The organism is Mesorhizobium sp. BR-1-1-10, from assembly GCF_020165595.1.
Classification (GTDB): Bacteria; Pseudomonadota; Alphaproteobacteria; order Rhizobiales; family Rhizobiaceae; genus Mesorhizobium; species Mesorhizobium australicum.
Window position 1 is genome coordinate 48,827 of the sequence record NZ_JAIUIL010000001.1, and the last position, 17,412, is coordinate 66,238.

A 17,412-nucleotide genomic window follows, 5' to 3' on the forward strand; every position below is an offset into this window, starting at 1 on the left:
AAGAACTCAGTGTGGGTATTTCCGGCACCGGTGCGCTCAATGTGGACGCCGAAGGCACGGTCAAGAACACCTATGGCTATAGCGGCTGGGGCACCGCCGGCCATGGTATCGTGACGGTCTTAGGGGCTGGCGCGCTTTGGCAGAGTTCGCAGGAACTCAGTATCGGCAATTCTGGCACCGGCTGGCTCAATGTCGGAGCGGGTGGGACCGTCAAGAATACTTCTGGCTACCTCGGCTGGGGCTCGACCGGCAATGGCACGGTAACAGTTGCCGGGACAGGCGCGTTATGGGAAAATTCTCTCGCTCTCAACGTTGGCAATAACGGCGCCGGCGTGCTTGGTGTCGGGGCCGGCGGCGTGGTCAAGAGCACGGACGGCTATATCGGCACCAGCAGCGCCGGCAATGGCACCGCGACGATCGAGGGGGCAGGCGCGCTGTGGGACAACTCCCTGGGCCTTCGTGTCGGCTATTCCGGCAACGGCGCCCTCAATATCGGGGCGGGCGGCACGGTCAAGAGTACGTTTGGCAATATTGCTCAGGCCATCACCGGCAATGGCACCGTGACGGTCGCGGGAACAGGCGCGCTGTGGCAGAATTCCAATATCCTCATCGTTGGCGTTTCAGGAACGGGCGCGCTCAATGTCGGGGCGGGCGGTACCGTCACGAACAAGTATGGCTATATCGGCAACAGCAGTACCGGCAATGGTGCGGGAACGGTCTCCGGGGCTGGCGCGCTGTGGGAGAATTCTGTCGAGCTCCATGTCGGTGATGGCGGCACCGGCGCACTGGCTATCGCCGATGACGGCACGATTGCGTCGGCACCAGCGGCGCGGGCGCTGTCTCGATAGGCGACCAGGCTACCAGCACCGGCACGCTTGTGATCGGTGCAGCGGCGACCATTACGGCCGCCGCGCCGGGAACTCTGGATGCCGCGCAGCTGAATTTTGGCGACGGCATCGGCACCCTGGTCTTCAACCATACTGGCACGGCCTACGAATTCTCCGCGGCCCTCGCCAGCACCGGTACCGGTACTCACACTCTGAACCATGACAGCGGGACGACCTTCCTGACCGCCGACAGTTCGGGCTTCACGGGGGCGACCAATGTGGATGGCGGCACACTCGTCGTAAATGGCTCGCTCGCATCATCGTCTCTGATCACAATTAAGCCGGGCGGCACACTGAAGGGGAAGGGAGCGGTCGGCGACACCATCGTTGACGGTGGTGTGTTGGCGCCAGGGTCCGGCGGGCCGGGAAGCTCCCTCACGGTTGCCGGCAATCTCAGCTGTAACGACGGCACTTACCAGGTGTTCGTTGATCCTGTCACGTCGTCGTTCGCCAGCGTGACCGGCAGCGCCGATCTGAGCGGGGCCACGCTGGCGGTCAGCACAAACGGCCTCGCCATTGGTCAGTTCAAGGTGCTGACCGCCGATAGCGGGCTTGGCGGAACGGAGTTCGCTTCCGTTACCGGGGTCACCAACACAGCATTCGTGTCGGTGACGGACAGTTATGACATCAACAACGCCTATCTCGACGTGACCAAGGTGCGCGATTTCGGCGATGCGGGCCGGACGCCCAATCAGATCGCCACCGGCGAAGGGCTGGACAGCATGCCGCAATCCGGTCCGCTGTTCACCGCCCTCGCCGATCTCGCCACCGATACCCAGGCCCAGGCAGCCTTCGACCAGCTTTCGGGCGAAATCCATTCATCGGTCAAGGGCATGCTGGTCGAGGACAGCCGCTTCCTGCGCGATGCCGCGACCAGCCGCATTCGTGCCGCTTTCGGTGACCCCGACGCAACCGAGCTGTCGGTGATGGCCTATGGCGAAGGTGGTCCCGAAATGGCCGCCGCTGACACTGACCGGTTCGCCGTCTGGGGCCAGACCTTCGGTGCGTGGGGGAATGCGGATTCCGACGGCAACGCCGCCGCACTCGATCGCTCAAGCGGCGGCGTGCTGGCGGGCGCCGACACGCTGGTGGGCGGCTGGCGTCTCGGTTTGCTCGGTGGCTACAGCCATTCCTCCCTCGATGCCGCCGATCGCAATTCTTCCGCCAAGGCCGACAGCTATCATCTCGGCCTGTACGGCGGCACCAACTGGGGTGCCCTCGCCATCCGCAGCGGTGCCGCCTATAGCTGGAACAGTCTTTCGGCGCATCGTTCCGTTGCCTTCACCGGTTTTGCCGATGGCCTGTCGGCCGACTACGATGCCGGCACCGCGCAGGTCTTTGGCGAACTCGAACAAGATCGATGCCGGAAGCGGCGTCAAGTTCGAGCCGTTCGCCAACCTCGCTTATGTCAGAGTACATAGCTATGGCTTCACCGAAAGGGGTGGTCCGGCGGCCCTGACCAGCACAGGCTCGACCACCGATGCCACCTTCACCACGCTCGGCCTGCGCGGCACGACCGGCCTGGCGCTCGGCACACTTGACGCCACCGCGCGCGGCATGCTCGGCTGGCGTCACGCCTTTCGCGATATCACGCCGCTGTCGACCGTGGCCTTCGCTGGTGGCGATCCCTTCGGCGTTGCCGGCGTGCAGATACTCAAAGATGCAGCGCTGCTGGAAGTTGGTCTTGACCTGTGGCTCGCCCGTAATGCCACCCTCGGACTTTCCTATTCCAGGCAGTTTGGCGAGGCTGTGGCTGATCAAGGGACAAAGATCGATTTAATTGTAAAATTCTAGTCTGGCGTTGCGAGGCATGTTCTCAGCGCCTCCATTTGCAACTGTTCGCGAACAGCTGAGCAGGGAGGGTCTGCCGCCGCGTCCCACGCAATTCAAAGGAACGATCATGGAGTCGGATTAACTCGAGGCGTCGTATTCCCCGTTTGGGGCTCGGTACATTCCGGATGCCGGGCGACGCCGCCCGTTCGTTGGTCGAAAGCGGGCTTGCCCCCTCGGCTTCCGCCTTATCGATATGGCAGCCATGTACGATAACGAAGCCGCCGTCAGCGCGGCGCTCGCGGCCTCCGGCATAAACCGCGAGGACCCGTCGCCCTCGCCACAGCCTCCATCTTGTCGAACGCCCTTAGTGGGAAAGTTCGTTCTTATAGAAAACCCCCTCCTTCATGATCGCCTGGAAGGATTTGCCCTCGTCCCCGAGCAGCGAGATGTCGGGGCGAATGCTTGCCGAGTATCACATAGAGGCCAGCACCTCTTTCAGAGCCGCCGAGCAAGCTACAGGGCGCCCACTGACGCTTCCCAGATGAGTTGATCATTTCCTTGAAGTGACAGACTACCGGAGCTGGCGAGTATCCAGTACGCCAGCTTGCCCTACCGAGCAGTTCGAGTTGCGGGACGAGTGTCAATAAAAAGCCCGCCACCATTCGGCATTGGGCGGGTGGTAACGATAGACATTTTCAATTAGCCGGTGAGCTCTGTGACCGTCATCAAGGAAGAGGTTTCGGCTGTGACAGCGGGTAAACGTTGACGCTTGCAGACTTGCCGTCGCAAAAGTTGAGCGATCTGGGATCACCCCCTTTCTAACTCGGTTAAGGTTGAACACTGCGAACTCCGACAAGCCCTTAACAGATGCAAGGTCCAAACGTCCGCAATCTGTCGCCTCGCAACACCGAGAGTTTCAGTAGGCGGCGGTCATCTTTCCCGCCGAGAGGCGGCCGCTCACGGAACCGCTTTCGAGATTGCAGACTTTTCAGTCGCCATGAGGTCGCCGCTCTTCCAGAACGACAGCTCCCCCTGGCTAGTAGCGCTCCTCGGCTTCGGCCGGCGGGATGTTGCTGATGGGCTCCAGCAGCCGGCGATTGTTGAACCAGTCGACCCATTCGAGCGTCGCGAACTCAACCGCCTCGAATGAGCGCCAGGGGTCCGCGTCGGTGAATGACCTCGGCCTTGTAGAGACCGTTGATCGTTTCGACGAGAGCATTGTCGTAGCTGTCGCCGACGCTACCCACAGAGGGGCTCAACGCCGGCCTCCGCCAACGCTCGGTGTATCGAAGCTGACGTATTGGCTGCCTCTATCGCTATGGTGCACGAGCCCACCGCAATTGATTGGCCGCCGATCGTGGAGAGCCTGTTCCAGAGCGTCCAGGACGAAGCTCGCATGCGCCGTCCGGCTCGCCCGCCAGCCAACGACCCGACGGGCATAAGTGTCAATGACAAAGGCAACATTGACGAAGCCGGTCCAAGTCGCGACGTAGGTGAAGTCGGAGCCCCACAGCATGTTCGGCGCCGGGGCATGGAACTGGCGATTGACGTGATCGAGAGGGCAAGGTTCCGCCTTGTCGCTCACCGTGGTGCGGATCGGCCTGCCGTGGATGATGCCTTCGAGGCCCATGGCTTTCATCAGGCGGGCAACCGTGCAGCGGGCGACATCGAAGCCTTCGCGCTGCACTGCCGCCAGACCTTGCAAAGGCCGTAGACGCGGACGTTAGCCTCGAACACGCGTCGGACCTCATCCTTCAAAGCTTCGTCCCGCTTCGCCCGAGCCGAACCGGGAGGGATCGATGCGCTTGGCGACATTGTCGTGGTAGGTCGACGAGGCGATCGGCAGCACCTTGCAGATCAGCTCGACCCCATGCGCCTCGCGGTGATCGTCGATGAACGCGATCATTGGCTTGAACCGGCGGTCGAGCTCCGCCTGGGCAAATACGCGGAAGCCTTGCGAAGGATCTCGTTGGCCTAGCGAAGCTCGCGGTTCTCGCGCTCCAAAGCTTTGAGTTTCGTCGCCACATCCGTGGCACACCGGCTCGCACGCCACTGTCGCGCTCGGCCTTCTTCACCCACTCATGCAGCGTCTGCGCCGTGCAGCCGATTGTGGCGGCGATCGATGACACCGCCGCCCACTGCGAGGCATCCTCGCCTCCGTGATCCAGGACCAGCCGCACCGCACGGGCTCGGACCTCGGGAGAGAACTTGTTGGTCGTCTTGCTTGTCATGGCTCCACCTTCAGGAGTTAGAGCCTCCGATCCACCCGGTGCGGTTCAGATCGAGATATGATAGCAATCACCTTACCGCGGCGTGCAGTGGCCGGTAGATTGGGTATGAGCCGCCGTAGTTTCACTAGAAATTTCCATGAGACGATGGGAACAAGCTTCATTTCTTGGCTGAGTGACCAGCGCCTAACACTGGCACAGCATCATCTGGAGGCGAGTAACCGCTCCCTTGAGCAAATTGCACTCGACGCGGGGTTCGGTAGTGCCGTGACTTTCCGTACGCAGTTCCTAGATCGGTTCGGCGTCAGCCCTTCGCAATGGAGACGATCGTTCCGAGGTGCGGGCGCAAGTCAATGGCTGGGAGCGATCCGATAGATAGCCTGTTGTTTTTAATATTTCTCTTTGCGGCCTTGACGCGAATTGTGCGTCTGGCTGTCGGCCACAACGTGGAAGAGCGCAAGATGCTCGGCAAGCTGATTGCTGTCTAACGAACCTGCGCCAGGTCGGCTGTCTGGTAAGGCGGCACAAGCGGACCGCGATTCCGCATGGTGAACAGCAGTTCATCCTCGTCGGTGAACCCGTTCATGAAGAGCATGAAAATGTGGGCCGCGACTTTCTCCCGGCGCGGGCTGTCAAACGGAATCCCACGCTCTAGGCAGATGGCCTTGTAGACGCGGGTCAGCATGGCGAGCTCGTCGTCCATGACAACATGACCGGGGTACAACATAGCCTTCCTCCAAAAGGCTACGAAGCTCGGAGAGTGCGACAAGAGTGTGAATTCCGCAATCAATTTTGGCGTGATCGAGGCTCGACGGGCTGGCTAAGCTCTGTGACAGCACCGCCACTTACAGTCCGGTCTCTCAAAATCTACTGTCACAGCCTCGTTGCTTCACAAGATGCCTACCTTGCTGCCCCGCTGCCTCGCTGCCTAGTGAACGCGACAGTTTCTTCCCGCAAGCATCTTTATTGGATGGCTACAACGGGCGGTCTCCGGTCCGCTATCGGATGTCGAGGATCAAATGCGGCCGTTAAAGGGCTCCGATTTCAGCGACGGCTTTCGACCTCATTTGACGAATTCAACATGAGCCGTAAGCAATGGGCGTAGGTGTTCTGCATGGTATTGGCTAGGGTCGCTGCATGGGAGTATTGACCTTCAGCATAAACGTTACCTTGGATGGCTGCGTCGACCATCAGGAGGGTATAGCCGATGATGAGACCCATGCCTTCTTCACACGCCTTCTGGACGAGGCCGGGGCGATGCTGTGGGGTCGCGTCACCTACGAAATGATGGAAAGCTACTGGCCCGCGGTCGCCCGCGGCGAGGTGGAGGCGCCGTCGGCGATATGGGAATGGGCGGTTAAGTTGGAGGCCAAGCCGAAGTACGTAGTGTCCTCGAAGCGAGAGGCTTTCCCCTGGACGAACAGCCACCGTATCGCTGGCGACCTTTGCACGGTGGTCCAGGGGCTCAAGGACGCAACCCCTGCTGGTGTGCTCCTCGGCAGCGGCAAGTTAGCGGCCGAGTTGGGCCGACTGGACCTGATCGACGAGTACAAATTCCTTGTCCACCCGAGGATCGCCGGCCACGGACCGACCCTCTACCAGGGCGGGCTGCCCAGCACACGACGACTCGAACTGATCTCGGCCAAGCCGCTCCGTAGCGGCGCGGTCGCCATGCATTACCGGCGTGCGCGCTGACCTAGCGGCTTGTCGCGCTGGATCTCGGATCAGCGCGCCGCAGGACGCCGCCTCTCCACAGGGACATGTCCCTCCTTTTGATGGGAGCTAGGGTGATGCTGGAGATGTTGTCGGCGATCGCGGCTTCTCATCCGAGGGTCAACGTCGCGCATCCCTTCGCATTGCTGGCCAAGGGCAAACTTGGTCGGCCCGCGCTCTTCTGCCGAGGGGCGCGGGCTTCCAGGCCCCAGCGCGCCGTGCTTTGGTTGCTCAAACCGAGTGCGGCAACTGGCGATCCTGGTCATGGATGGACCGTGCCAACGCGTGTAGCTTCAGGGCCTTACTTTGGCGGCCGGCAAGGGCCGGCAGCGTCGCCAATGCGTCCACCTGAGCTGCTAGCGTTCGCGCCCTTTGACGACTTCAGGCTTTGCCTCTCCATCGTCGGCTGCTCGTGCCACGTATCGATGCGAGCCCCTGAGGTGAGCCAATGTGAAGCGGGCAGCTCCGGACACTTCTGCCGGAGCACCTGGCGCCAAGTGTTCGCATGCAGGAACCTCCTGACGCGCATCGAGTTGATTACATCGTCAAACGGAGCAACGATGAACGTCGCAAACCTGCAACTAGAGGGGCTGATGATGGCAGTAGCGGCCATCAACAACGCGCTCGTCCACAATGGGATATTGTCGATCGATGCAATCGACGATGCGCTACGCAAGGCTGAAGCTTCAGTTATAGGGGAAGAGCGGGTCTACGAGGACATGTCGCCGGCCAACAGGGATGCGATCTGTTTCCCGTTGAGGCTGCTGCAGCTCGCCAATCTTTCGCAGGACGAGACCGGGGTGCCGCCCTTCTCGGAATTGGCCCGGCAGGTGGGCCAGACAAACGACCAGAGGTAGCCCGAAGGGGAAGCGAAACCAAATCGCTAGTTGTAGAGATACGCGGCAGGCATCTTCGGGCCGCCGAGAAAGGCCGCTCATCCCCGAAACCTTTCGGTGTACCAGGTGATCTTGCCGTCCATCTTCATCGGCTTGTGGATCATCAGCTTCTTGGGAAGGTGTTTGGGTGGACCTCGAGGAGCGTGATCTTGACCGATGGCTGCACCGGTTGCAGTCGAATTTCAGCTTCAAGGATCAACGCCGCCGCCATAGACCATTATGAGATCGGCCGATCTGCAGTAGCGGACGTTGCCGCAACTGCATTCCACCTTCACAAGCATATTGTGCCGAGTCGCCTTCCCCAGCATGTCGATCGGATCTTGCGCCATGAGAACAGAAAAGGAACAAATTCCTTGCCCGTCAAGCGGTCTCATGGCATCTTTCCGCAGATGAACGACGAACCAATCAGGCTTCCCGACGGCATAACGCCCGTGCCGCGCGAGCGCGCCAGAGTGCTAGGCCGTGAACTCATAAATGGGATTGACCGAGATGGGGTTGAAGCGGAGTTAGCGCTATTTTGAAATAGGACCACCGCAAAGGCTGCCACCCGGCCCGATACTGCTCTTGGGGTTCCTCAGTCGGCATGCCTCTGCGAAAAGAGCCGGGAAGTCCTCGGACGGTCCAATAGCGTGGCGCACAAATGCCGTGATGGCTTTGCCTTCGCGCTCAGCTTGCCGAGAATGGCTCTCACCAGTGCTATCCCAAACCGTCCATACTGCAGCAAGATGCTGTTTGATTGGTATTGCTGCCGTGCAAAAATTGGTTTTGGAAGACTTGAGGTTCCGATCACAAACGACAGAAGCTTCGTTAACCCTCAGTTGCATCGAATGAAGTTGGTCGGAGACGCGTTCGCCGCCAACGGTGAAATGGTTGTCGAACGCATCAAATTTCCTGTCGTCGACGACATAAAAGCGATTTTCCGGCATCGCCTGCTTAAGCGCCGCCCATGGGTCATCGCAAACGGACTTGGACCATTGCCGGCTAAGCCGAGCACAGATCCTTTTGAACGGCTGCGGGTCGAGGTCATTCCATCCATACGCATATACCTCAATCTCAAGCTGATCCATCTTCGCCGCGCCTTGGGGGTTGGTGGCAGCCTTGCGAAACGCCTCCAAGCGATCTGTCGCCGCATGGCGATCTTGCTGTCTGTTTAGCGAGAATGACGGTTTCGCGGCGACATAACCGGTGAGCGCAATAAAGGGCAAGACGAGAGGCACGTCGCCGACAACGACATGAGCATCGGAGGCGAGAAAATCGATATCAGCATCCGAGACATGTTTTGGCGAGGGCGAGCACGATGCCAAATTGTTGCTAACCATCACGAGGCAAGTGACCAAAACGAACGAAGACAAGGGGCGTCGTATCATTCCCCGCCTCTACATGATGCCGATTGCGGAAGAGTTAGCGGCTGCCACTGAATTGTCGCAACGTCTGCAATGCGTCGTTTTCCAACTGACGTCTTTCATATTGCACTGGATTCTGATTCAAGCTCGACATGAGCCGATATGACCTGACCGATTTCGAGTGGCGCCTTGAGGCTGTTTCTTGAGCACGCACAACCAGACAAGCAGCCGAGCGGCGAAATGCTTGAGGCTGCGCGCAGTGCTGCTGCCGAACTGGAATCGATCACCAACGGTGTGCTTCAGATCGCCTATGCACCACAAGATTCAAGCACCATGGCGCTCGGCCGACTGCTCGAGGATATCACGCGCGATCGCGGCAGTTTGGTGCAAGTCTTGGTCGATCCCAAAGCGCGCCTGCACCCTGTACCGGCGGCGCCGTTCCGGTTGGTGGTCAACGAGCTGATAGAAAACGCTCTGGCCGCGTTATTCAGCGTCAAAAACGAACGAGTTCTCATCTCCGCGACACTCAAGCGGCACCCATTCCTCCCGTGCAGTTATCTCATGCTAGAAGTGACGGATAAAGGCACAGGCATGCCACCTGAAATCGTTGCAAAAGCGACGACCCCATTCTTTTCAACGCGGGCTGGAAATCATACTGGCCTTGGACTGACCGCATGTTCCCAGATGGTCTCGACGCTGAAAGGAAGACTTATTATCAACAGCGCACCCGGTGCCGGCACAACCGTAGGAATCAGGATTCCAGTGCACTCGACTGCCGCCACTTCATGGCAGTCGCTCCTCAGGCGCGGGCGAAAAGAAGCTCGTGGGTAGAGTGGCCCGATCCGAACCAACACTGCTTTTGCATCTGACGAGGGTCAGTTTCCATTTGTCAACTGAACCCGTTCGCGAGAACAAAGATTAGATCATTACCGTCGTTGCCTCAGGGACGGATATTGGTTGTGCAGGTGTCTCATGTCTCACTGAGAGGACTACCTGCGCGCCCGGCTGGATTAATAACGGGTGGATCAGTTGTTGGCGGAATTTTATCAGAAAAGAGGAAGGTCGCTGGATCAAGCCTCAACGCTTTGGCGATCGCGGCAATCGTGTCGACGCTGATATTGCCGCTCGCGCGTTCCAATTTCATGTATGTCGCCTCCGCCACGCCGATGAGCTCGGCCATTTCATAGCGGTGCAAAGTACGTCGTTGTCGCTCAAAATCGATGATGTGTGCCAGCCTCTTGCGGATCGCATTGTCGTCTAACCGATGCGCCCATTCCGGAACTTTCTTGCCGCCGGCGAGCAGCCCTGCAAAAGAAACTTGCAAGCCGTTTGCCATGATCTGCAGCGTCGTTAATGTGACATTATTTTTCTGACGCACGGTCTGGATGTAGGTTCGATAGGCCAGTTTTTCGCCCTCGGCGGTCCGAAACAGCTCGGCCATGTGCATATGGGAAAGGACACGTTTGGCTCTCTCCCGCTCAAGCGCCAGGGCTATGTTGGCGCGCAACGGGTTGTTGACCGCGCCCGCGTCGTCTCGTTTCATAAATCGGTGTACTCGCACAAACCTGCCTTTTCGATCTGTCCTTTTTCGCGCGGATCATCCATAGTAAACTGTCAAATCCGCAGCGAGGAAAAGGCTATGACCATACTCAAATTCCTTCTGGCGAGTGCCGTCGCGCTGGCGGGCACAGCGGCTCTTCCATCCCAATCAAAAGCGTCGGAATGGGGATGTCAGGTCCTCCTATGTCTTTCCGGCGACTGGCAAGGCACCCCCTCGTGCCACCCTCCAATTTACAAGTTGATCGCAGCGATGGAAGCCCCGGGTTTTAATTGGCCGACCTGTCCGCAAGCCAACTCCAGCGCGGCGAGATTCGAGAAGTATGAGGATTGTCCGTCTGGCTGGCAAGCAGTTGGCAGCTCCGAATCCGATCGGCCGGGCTTAGGTCAAGAACGAAATATCTGCCGCATCGCTGCCGATAGGCTCTCCCGGCCCGTTGATTTCAAAAACAACGCCCTCGGCGGGCATCATGGAGACGGATCACGTCCGGTCCAAATCGAAATCAACGGTAAGTTGGTGACGGCAGAAATCCAGAGCACGGGCAACGATAGTGGGCATTCCGCTGGAAATGGTCCCACCTACTTCACCATCTATCGACCGATGCGAGAAAAACCCTGGTTCATCGAGTATGACGATGCGAACGGCATACGCCAGAAAAGCTGGTTTAACCTCAACATGCCATAGGCAAGGCGATCACTCAGGACGGGTCGCTATGGGGGTCACAATTCAGCGAGGTTTGTAGTGTTCAAGGTGCTTCTCCTGTCCACTGTGATTTTGAACACAGGCGCTGTGTTGACAGCGGCTGGTCAGAGCGACAAGCCGCGATCAAACGTGGACAATCCTATGTGGCCCGCTTCACTAAAATGGGACTGCAACACAGCTACCAAAATCGTGTGCGAGCGTGATGGCAGTTGCTCGGCGGCTGAGGACCGCACTGGATTTGTGCTGAACTACGGCAGCAACGAAGCCGAGTTTCCGGCCGGCAATGTCAGGATCAAACGCCACTATCAACAGACCGTGCAGGGGAGCCCTTTGCAGCAGGAAGTTAAAGTTGAACTGTCCGACAATCGCGTTCTTTGGCTGACGGCCGTGGATGCCAGACGCACTTATTCGCAAGCGTGGGTCGGCGCACTGAGCGAGTTGAAGGGGGGCGCGGTTCTGATGGAATCCAAGGGGGTCTATTGCATGCCACACAAGTGAGTGCACCGAGAGGGGAGGCGAGCGAGCGAAGGCCGATAGGGTCCCACTTGGGACGCGGGCGGTTAAGAAGAGTCCATAGTCGCCCACCAAGTTTTAATCTGAGGGTGAGATGGGGGCCGTTTAACATCGATCTGTCGATCTGAGGGAAACTGATAGTAATGCTGTAGATTACAATCGGCAAGGCGGAATAAGGTGCTATAAATACGTTGAAATGTTAAGAAGTATTATCTTTTACTGATGAAAGTCGCATAATCATCTTATGGAACTAGAAATTCAATAGCTTAACGCCGCTTGTTCAACTTCATGGCCGACAACCCACGCTTCAGGCTTACCGTGACGACGTCCGGCCAGTTTCAGGGCGTGGACTGGAAGAAAACCGATGTCGCGGTTGTATATGGCATCCCGCCATGGCCGGGATTTTGGTGGCGGCTTCTTCACGGAATCCACATGACCCCTGTATGCAGCCCGCAACTTCTGCGCGGTCCGACCGCTATTCGGCAGCCAAGCGACCTAGCTTATCACCGGTTGCTGCATGAAGATGATGGTTCGCAGTGGCGGCGCTATCAGGGAGCGGTTGGAGGCGGCCATGTCGGCCTGACCGACGTCTATTTCGACGACTTCGGAATCGTTCTTCAGGCAGCTCGAGACGGTTTCGGTGTCGCCCTCAGCGATGAGATCATCTCCGCGCGAGATCTTGACGAGGGGCGGTTGGTAACCCCTCCTATCTATTCCATGCCGCGAAGCTACTTTCGGACTTTAAGGAAATAGCGTGTTGTGACGATAGCCCAGAATCAGTGAGGCCTCGGCGATCAGCCAATCGACGAAGTATAAAACTTCCTCGTGCCCGCGTTTCGTTTCCGGGCAAATGCAATAGTAATTGTGAATGGCAGGAACCGACTGTAACTATCGGATTACTTGATTGTCGCTAAGTGTGAAAGATCAATTGATTGACCAATAACAGTGCCTGCATCGCGCGCGAAGATTGTCGTACCTATCATTTCAGATTGACGGCGGCACGACGGATTTCTCCGCGCAGAATGCCACGAGGCTTATAACTTCCGAGGAGCCCGGCTTGATCGCTTCCGTATCTGTCCCGATCAGGGTGATAACTGCTTGGGCTTCATGCTGCCAGTCTAAGATAGGCGCGGCAATGGCGACCAGACCCGGAATAAATTTACCCTCAACGAAGGCGTAGCCCCTTTCCCTTGTAAGCCTGTTCAACTTTTCGATCCCATTGACGGTGGGTTCGAGATCGGGCGCTATAGAGGGGTTCTTCTTGATGCGGCGCAGTTCCGCGTCACAAGATGCCTTTATGGCCGCCGGTGGAGCCCAGGCGAGAAAGGCTCTTCCCGTGGCCGAATTCAACAATGGCAGCGTAGTGCCGAGTCCCATCGACGTAACGGTGGGGGACTCTGCGCGCTCCCAGCGAACAACGGTTGCACCACCGTTGCCCCACACGGAAAGAAGCGCCGTCATGCCCGTTTCGGCGCAAAGTTCGGCGACACCGTCTGCCGCGAAGTTGACGAAATCATGCCGGCCAATGGCAGCCAGACCAAGCTGAAGTGCGCCGGGCCCAAGCAGATATTTTCCGGACCTCCCAGTTTGCGCGACCAGCCCAACCTTCATGAAGGAAGACAAGTAGCGATGCACCTTGCTAACCGGCATTCGGCACGTGCGAGCCAACTCAGAAAGAGTTACAGGCTCACGAAAGGCCACGACCGTGTTGAGAACGCGCAGCGCTGCATCGAGGGACTGAATTCCAGCGCTTTGCCTCGCGGCTCCCTCATCCTTGGCCAACTGCTTCCATAACCTCCCTGAATGGTGCGACTTCGGCCGCGAACATAGCATCGCTGCTGCGCTTGAAAAGCCCCCTGGTCTCCTGTGCGGCGAACCTCAACTGTCCGTCGACCTTTCCCTCATAGGCCAGGACGATGGCCTTGCGGTTCCATATTTTTAAGGCCAGCGTCACTTCGAGGATATCGCCATCAGTCAGCGGCCTGTGAAATTGGGTCTTGGTGTCGAATAGGCCAAGACCTATCGCATCCAGTTGTTCACAGATGGCGGCATGCCCCCCCGCAGTCTTCAGCCAATCATGGAAGGTTTTGTCCAACCATCTGAAAATATTGGGATAAAATACGATGCCAGCGGGATCGCAATCGCCGAATGTCACCTCGACCCGGGTCAGATGCTCCATGTCCAATTTTTCCACGATTAAAAACTCATTGCACATTCTGGAAATGAGACTAATCTGGCCGGCAATGATTGTCGAGCGATCTTAGAGGAGGAGAGATGGCACGGCTTGCTAACGTCGAAATTCTTGGGGCAGGTCCCGCGGGTCTCTACACGGCCATCCTAATGCGCCGGTTCATGCCGCACGTGAAGTTGCGCGTGACCGAACAAAATCCCTCGGGCGCGACCTTTGGCTTCGGCGTCGTTTTCTCCGACCAGGCTCTGGATTTCCTCAAGGCTTCCGATCCTGCGATATATGATCTGATCACGCCACATATGGAGCGTTGGAAGAACATGACGCTCAATCTGCCGAAGGGCAACGTGACCCTGGATGGAGTAGGGTTCTCGGCAATCGGGCGATTGGAGATTATCGAAATCCTGCGGCGACAGGCGCAATCCATGGGCGTCGAACTCCGTTTCTCGCATCAGGTCATGACCCTTGACGAGCTCGATGCTGAGTTGATCGTCGGCGCAGATGGACTGAACTCCCTCATCCGTCGAAGCTCCGAAACCGAGTTCGGGACCAATCTCGAGCACTTCACCAACCACTTCGCGTGGTTCGGCACGAACCGGCCGTTCGAAACGCTCACGCAGACCTTCATAGACGCTGAGCTCGGCGCCTTGAATGCCCACCATTATCGGTTCGAGAAGAACAGAAGCACGTTCATCGTGGAATGTGACGATGCAACGTTCCAGCGGTATGGTTTCGCTTCCAAGAGCGAGCAGGAGAGCGCACAGATGTGCGAGCGTCTGTTCTCGGAAGTGCTGGAAGGCGCTCAACTCGTTACCAATAAGTCCATGTGGCGCCAGTTCCCGAAACTATGGTGCGAAAAGTGGGTCGCGGGCCGGCACGTCCTCCTGGGGGATGCTGCACATACCGCGCATTTCTCGATCGGATCGGGGACCCGGCTGGCGCTGGAGGACGCGATCGCTCTCGTCGACAAGCTGTCGACCATTGACGATGTCGATGAGGCTCTCGCCGCCTATCAGGCCGAGCGGCCGCCGATCGCCAAGAAAATCGTCAATGCAGCCAACACATCCGCGCGCTGGTACGAAGATTTCGCATCGAAGATGGAGCTTCCGCCGCTCGACTTCGCATTCGATTACATGTCGCGTTCGGGCCGCATGGATTTGGATCGGATGCGGCGACTCGCGCCGGAATTCGTGGCGCGTTACGAGCGCGAAAAGGCGGCGACGCCGGCCGCGATCATCGATCCCGTCGGCGACGGAACGTCGGGTGCCGAGGAGATCGGTTTCCGCAAGGCAGACCATCCGAATTGCTCCTCGTTCCTCTGGGACAATCTCGAACGCAATCCGGAAAAACTCGCGGTCATCGGACCGGCGGGGTCGCGGACCTATCGGGAGCTCATCGCGGAAGCGGCACGATGGGGCAACGCATTCAAGGCGGCCGGCCTGGCGCAGGGCGACAGAATACCGTTCTTCCTCGACGACACACCATCCTTCCCCGAGGCATTCTTCGGCGCCGTGCGTGCGGGCTTCGTTCCCGTGCTTCTCAACATCCAGACCCGTCCGGATGTCCTGAACTTCTTCCTGAAGGACACATCGGCGACGATCGCGGTTTGCGAAGCGGCCTTCGCCACAATGTTCGCGGATCAGGCTGTCGAGGGCTCGCTGCTGAAGCAGACGGTCATCGTCAACGGCGAATGCGACGGTCCTGGGCTGATAAGGTCCGACGCCTTTCTCGCGGGGCATTCGGAAACACTGGAATGCACGCCGACGACGCCTGACGACATGGCGTTCTGGATGTATTCGTCCGGTTCGACGGGACGTCCGAAGGGCATCGTGCATCTTCATCATGACATGGCCTATAGCCAGCAGACCTTCGGCGCCCGCGTGCTCGATCTGCAGGTCGATGACATCGGGTTCTCCGTGCCCAAGGCCTATTTTGCCTATGGCTTCGGCAACTCGCTGCTGTTTCCGTTCGCGGTGGGCGCGACGAGCCTGCTGCTAGCGGGCCAGCCCCGGCCGGAAGCTGTCCTCGACGCAGTTGAGAAATACCGGCCGACGGTCATTTTCGGCCTCCCCACACTCTACACGGCACTTGTCCACAGCAAGGAGGTCGAGAAGCGCGACCTGTCCTCGCTTCGCCTGTCTATGTCCGCGGCCGAGATCCTGTCTCAGGAAGTCTACACTTCATGGAAACAGCTGACCGGTCATGGGCCGACGGAAGGGCTCGGCTCCACCGAAATGCTGCATATCTATCTTTCCAACAAGAAGGACGATCATCGCATCGGTTCGGCAGGCTGCCGGGTGCCGGGTTACGAAATCCGGCTCCAAACGCCGGACGGCCAACCGGCCCAGCCCGGCGAAGAGGGCCTGATGTTCGTGCGCGGCCATTCATCGACGCCCTGCTACTGGAACAGGCCGGACAAGACCCGTGAAACGATGCGGGGGGACTGGATCTATACCGGCGACCGCTTCATCGAGACCGACGGCTACTACTACTTCCAGGGACGTGCCGATGATCTCATCAAGGTCTCCGGTCAATGGGTCTGGCCACTGGAGGTGGAACGGTGCCTGAGCGAGCATCCGGATGTGCAGGAGTGCGCCGTCATGGCGCATAAGCTTCCCGATCAGCGCATGACACTTCGTGCAGTCGTCCAGCTCCGTTCCGGGCTGGCTGCCGGTGATACACGCTCCCGGGAGCTTGCCGACTTCGTCAAGGCCCGGCTGCAACCGCACAAATATCCCCGCATCATCGAGTATGTGCGGGAAATTCCCAAGACAGGAACGGGAAAGATCGACCGTCAAGCGCTGCTTCAGGATGCTTCGGCCGCCTGAAAACCAGAATGTGGGGCCACGCCGCGATGCCCGCCCGCGCCCGGCCTGATTAAAGGAGTATCCAGTGAAATTCGTTATTGCCCCTCCTCGCCAACCGTCCGTTGCCGTGCAGGGCTCAGAAGATCGCTTTCCGGTGCGGAGGATTTTCTGCGTCGGCAGGAATTATGCCGCGCATGCAAGAGAGATGGGAAAGGATCCAGACCGGGAAGCGCCATTCTTCTTTGCCAAGCCGGCCGATGCCGCCGTGGATAGCGGCGTAAGCGTGGCGTATCCCCCGAGAACATCCAACTTCCATTACGAGGCCGAGCTGGTCGTGGCGATCGGCGTTGAGGCTACCAATGTCGACGTGGAAGATTCCCTCAAGCACGTATGGGGCTATGCGGTCGGAAACGACCTGACGCGCCGGGACATCCAGCTCGAGGCCCGCGATAAGGGCCGGCCCTGGGATGAAGGCAAGGGCTTCGACAATTCCGCCGTCATCGGCCCGATCCATTCTGTCGCGACCGCCGGTCACCCGTCCTCGGGCTCGATCAAGCTGACCGTCAATGGCGAGACGAAGCAGGACGCCGATCTCCAGGAGCTTATCTGGTCGGTTCCCGAGATCATCTCGATCCTGTCGCAGTCCTTCACCCTCAAGCCAGGCGACCTGATCATGACGGGCACGCCCGCCGGCGTCGGCGCCCTTTCTCCGGGCGATACCTGCGTGGTGGCGATCTATGGTCTCGGCAGCATTTCCACCACGATCGGCTCCAAGGCGGCGTGATATGTTCACGATCGGCCCCA

Annotated in this window: 18 protein-coding genes, 1 pseudogene and 1 other annotated feature; of the genes and pseudogenes, 13 read left to right on the forward strand and 6 right to left on the reverse strand. The window is 58.8% G+C overall.

Going from position 1 to position 17,412, the window contains the following annotated elements:
* The first annotated feature begins 11 nt into the window (after positions 1-11).
* Genes LB555_RS00215 through LB555_RS29235 form a run of 3 tightly spaced genes read left to right on the forward strand, consistent with a single transcriptional unit; the run spans position 12 to position 2,681 of the window.
* Positions 12-848 carry a hypothetical protein gene (locus LB555_RS00215; protein WP_140876979.1) on the forward strand — a complete coding sequence of 279 codons (837 nt, stop codon included), beginning with the start codon at positions 12-14 and terminating at the stop codon, positions 846-848.
* A 29-nt stretch (positions 849-877) separates the two neighbouring features.
* Positions 878-2,308, forward strand: coding sequence for an autotransporter outer membrane beta-barrel domain-containing protein (locus LB555_RS00220; protein ID WP_140876977.1), 1,431 nt, complete (start codon positions 878-880; stop codon positions 2,306-2,308).
* A complete protein-coding gene (locus tag LB555_RS29235; RefSeq protein WP_263488819.1) occupies positions 2,205-2,681 on the forward strand; it encodes an autotransporter outer membrane beta-barrel domain-containing protein in 477 nt (158 codons plus the stop codon). Before LB555_RS00220 ends, LB555_RS29235 begins: the two co-directional genes overlap by 104 nt.
* 1,015 nt (positions 2,682-3,696) lie before the next feature.
* Here the strand turns inward: LB555_RS29235 and LB555_RS00225 are convergent.
* Positions 3,697-4,891, reverse strand: a pseudogene (locus tag LB555_RS00225) (IS3 family transposase).
* Positions 4,492-4,608 (reverse strand) — a sequence feature (AL1L pseudoknot). Its footprint overlaps the pseudogene before it by 117 nt.
* Positions 4,892-4,948: 57 nt before the next feature.
* Here LB555_RS00225 and LB555_RS29420 point away from each other — a divergent pair.
* Positions 4,949-5,263 carry a helix-turn-helix domain-containing protein gene (locus LB555_RS29420; protein WP_140876973.1) on the forward strand — a complete coding sequence of 105 codons (315 nt, stop codon included), beginning with the start codon at positions 4,949-4,951 and terminating at the stop codon, positions 5,261-5,263.
* Positions 5,264-5,372: 109 nt separating this feature from the next.
* Here LB555_RS29420 and LB555_RS00235 read toward each other — a convergent pair whose 3' ends face one another.
* Positions 5,373-5,591, reverse strand: a complete 219-nt coding sequence (locus LB555_RS00235; RefSeq protein WP_140876971.1) for a hypothetical protein — start codon at positions 5,589-5,591, stop codon at positions 5,373-5,375.
* Positions 5,592-6,025: 434 nt separating this feature from the next.
* Here LB555_RS00235 and LB555_RS00240 point away from each other — a divergent pair, with 434 nt between their 5' ends.
* From LB555_RS00240 to LB555_RS00250, 3 genes are all read left to right on the forward strand, one after another.
* Positions 6,026-6,583: a dihydrofolate reductase family protein gene (locus LB555_RS00240; protein WP_140876969.1), complete on the forward strand. Its 558-nt coding sequence runs from the start codon at positions 6,026-6,028 to the stop codon at positions 6,581-6,583.
* Between the two features lie 578 nt (positions 6,584-7,161).
* Entirely contained in the window at positions 7,162-7,458 is a 297-nt protein-coding gene (locus LB555_RS00245) for a hypothetical protein (protein WP_140876967.1), read from the forward strand.
* Between the two features lie 188 nt (positions 7,459-7,646).
* A complete protein-coding gene (locus LB555_RS00250; protein WP_181174036.1) occupies positions 7,647-8,018 on the forward strand; it encodes a hypothetical protein in 372 nt (123 codons plus the stop codon).
* Here the strand turns inward: LB555_RS00250 and LB555_RS00255 are convergent.
* Positions 8,010-8,864: a hypothetical protein gene (locus tag LB555_RS00255; protein ID WP_140876965.1), complete on the reverse strand. Its 855-nt coding sequence runs from the start codon at positions 8,862-8,864 to the stop codon at positions 8,010-8,012. The genes LB555_RS00250 and LB555_RS00255 overlap by 9 nt on opposite strands.
* Positions 8,865-9,029: 165 nt before the next feature.
* Between LB555_RS00255 and LB555_RS00260 the strand changes: the two genes are divergently transcribed.
* Positions 9,030-9,671 carry a sensor histidine kinase gene (locus tag LB555_RS00260; RefSeq protein ID WP_140876963.1) on the forward strand — a complete coding sequence of 214 codons (642 nt, stop codon included), beginning with the start codon at positions 9,030-9,032 and terminating at the stop codon, positions 9,669-9,671.
* A 139-nt stretch (positions 9,672-9,810) separates the two neighbouring features.
* On the opposite strand, the gene LB555_RS00265 is transcribed toward LB555_RS00260, so the two are convergent.
* On the reverse strand, positions 9,811-10,383 hold the full coding sequence (locus LB555_RS00265) for a helix-turn-helix domain-containing protein (protein WP_140876961.1): 573 nt from the start codon (positions 10,381-10,383) through the stop codon (positions 9,811-9,813).
* Positions 10,384-10,479: 96 nt separating this feature from the next.
* On the opposite strand from LB555_RS00265, the gene LB555_RS00270 reads away from it, so the two are divergent.
* The 3 genes from LB555_RS00270 (at position 10,480) to LB555_RS00280 (ending at position 12,366) form a co-directional block, all read left to right on the forward strand.
* A complete protein-coding gene (locus tag LB555_RS00270) occupies positions 10,480-11,082 on the forward strand; it encodes a hypothetical protein (RefSeq protein ID WP_140876959.1) in 603 nt (200 codons plus the stop codon).
* A gap of 57 nt (positions 11,083-11,139) precedes the next feature.
* Positions 11,140-11,598 (forward strand): hypothetical protein, encoded by a 459-nt coding sequence (locus LB555_RS00275; protein ID WP_140876957.1) that lies wholly within the window; start codon positions 11,140-11,142, stop codon positions 11,596-11,598.
* 303 nt (positions 11,599-11,901) lie between these two features.
* Complete coding sequence (locus LB555_RS00280) at positions 11,902-12,366, forward strand: LysR substrate-binding domain-containing protein (RefSeq protein ID WP_224682078.1); 465 nt, start codon at positions 11,902-11,904, stop codon at positions 12,364-12,366.
* Between the two features lie 231 nt (positions 12,367-12,597).
* Here the strand turns inward: LB555_RS00280 and LB555_RS00285 are convergent, their stop codons facing one another.
* Together LB555_RS00285 and LB555_RS00290 are read right to left on the reverse strand one after the other, a co-directional pair.
* Positions 12,598-13,395, reverse strand: a complete 798-nt coding sequence (locus tag LB555_RS00285) for an IclR family transcriptional regulator (protein WP_224682079.1) — start codon at positions 13,393-13,395, stop codon at positions 12,598-12,600.
* A complete protein-coding gene (locus LB555_RS00290; RefSeq protein ID WP_181174035.1) occupies positions 13,382-13,792 on the reverse strand; it encodes an acyl-CoA thioesterase in 411 nt (136 codons plus the stop codon). The genes LB555_RS00285 and LB555_RS00290 overlap by 14 nt, the downstream gene beginning before the upstream one ends.
* Before the next feature lie 95 nt (positions 13,793-13,887).
* On the opposite strand from LB555_RS00290, the gene LB555_RS00295 reads away from it, so the two are divergent.
* The gene (locus LB555_RS00295) at positions 13,888-16,629 is read left to right on the forward strand and encodes a benzoate-CoA ligase family protein (protein WP_224682080.1); all 2,742 of its coding nucleotides are present in this window, start codon (positions 13,888-13,890) and stop codon (positions 16,627-16,629) included.
* A gap of 64 nt (positions 16,630-16,693) precedes the next feature.
* The gene (locus tag LB555_RS00300; RefSeq protein ID WP_140876947.1) at positions 16,694-17,392 is read left to right on the forward strand and encodes a fumarylacetoacetate hydrolase family protein; all 699 of its coding nucleotides are present in this window, start codon (positions 16,694-16,696) and stop codon (positions 17,390-17,392) included.
* The last annotated feature ends 20 nt before the right edge of the window (positions 17,393-17,412 follow it).

What these genes read in the sequence shown, in the direction of transcription:
- LB555_RS29235 (WP_263488819.1), top strand. Translation starts at nt 2,205, where the DNA reads ATGCCGGCACCGCGCAGGTCTTTGGCGAACTCGAACAAGATCGATGCC.
- LB555_RS29420 (WP_140876973.1), top strand. Translation starts at nt 4,949, where the DNA reads ATGATAGCAATCACCTTACCGCGGCGTGCAGTGGCCGGTAGATTGGGT.
- LB555_RS00235 (WP_140876971.1), bottom strand. Translation starts at nt 5,591, where the DNA reads ATGGACGACGAGCTCGCCATGCTGACCCGCGTCTACAAGGCCATCTGC.
- LB555_RS00240 (WP_140876969.1), top strand. Translation starts at nt 6,026, where the DNA reads ATGGGAGTATTGACCTTCAGCATAAACGTTACCTTGGATGGCTGCGTC.
- LB555_RS00245 (WP_140876967.1), top strand. Translation starts at nt 7,162, where the DNA reads ATGAACGTCGCAAACCTGCAACTAGAGGGGCTGATGATGGCAGTAGCG.
- LB555_RS00255 (WP_140876965.1), bottom strand. Translation starts at nt 8,864, where the DNA reads ATGATACGACGCCCCTTGTCTTCGTTCGTTTTGGTCACTTGCCTCGTG.
- LB555_RS00265 (WP_140876961.1), bottom strand. Translation starts at nt 10,383, where the DNA reads ATGAAACGAGACGACGCGGGCGCGGTCAACAACCCGTTGCGCGCCAAC.
- LB555_RS00270 (WP_140876959.1), top strand. Translation starts at nt 10,480, where the DNA reads ATGACCATACTCAAATTCCTTCTGGCGAGTGCCGTCGCGCTGGCGGGC.
- LB555_RS00280 (WP_224682078.1), top strand. Translation starts at nt 11,902, where the DNA reads ATGGCCGACAACCCACGCTTCAGGCTTACCGTGACGACGTCCGGCCAG.
- LB555_RS00290 (WP_181174035.1), bottom strand. Translation starts at nt 13,792, where the DNA reads ATGGAGCATCTGACCCGGGTCGAGGTGACATTCGGCGATTGCGATCCC.
- LB555_RS00295 (WP_224682080.1), top strand. Translation starts at nt 13,888, where the DNA reads ATGGCACGGCTTGCTAACGTCGAAATTCTTGGGGCAGGTCCCGCGGGT.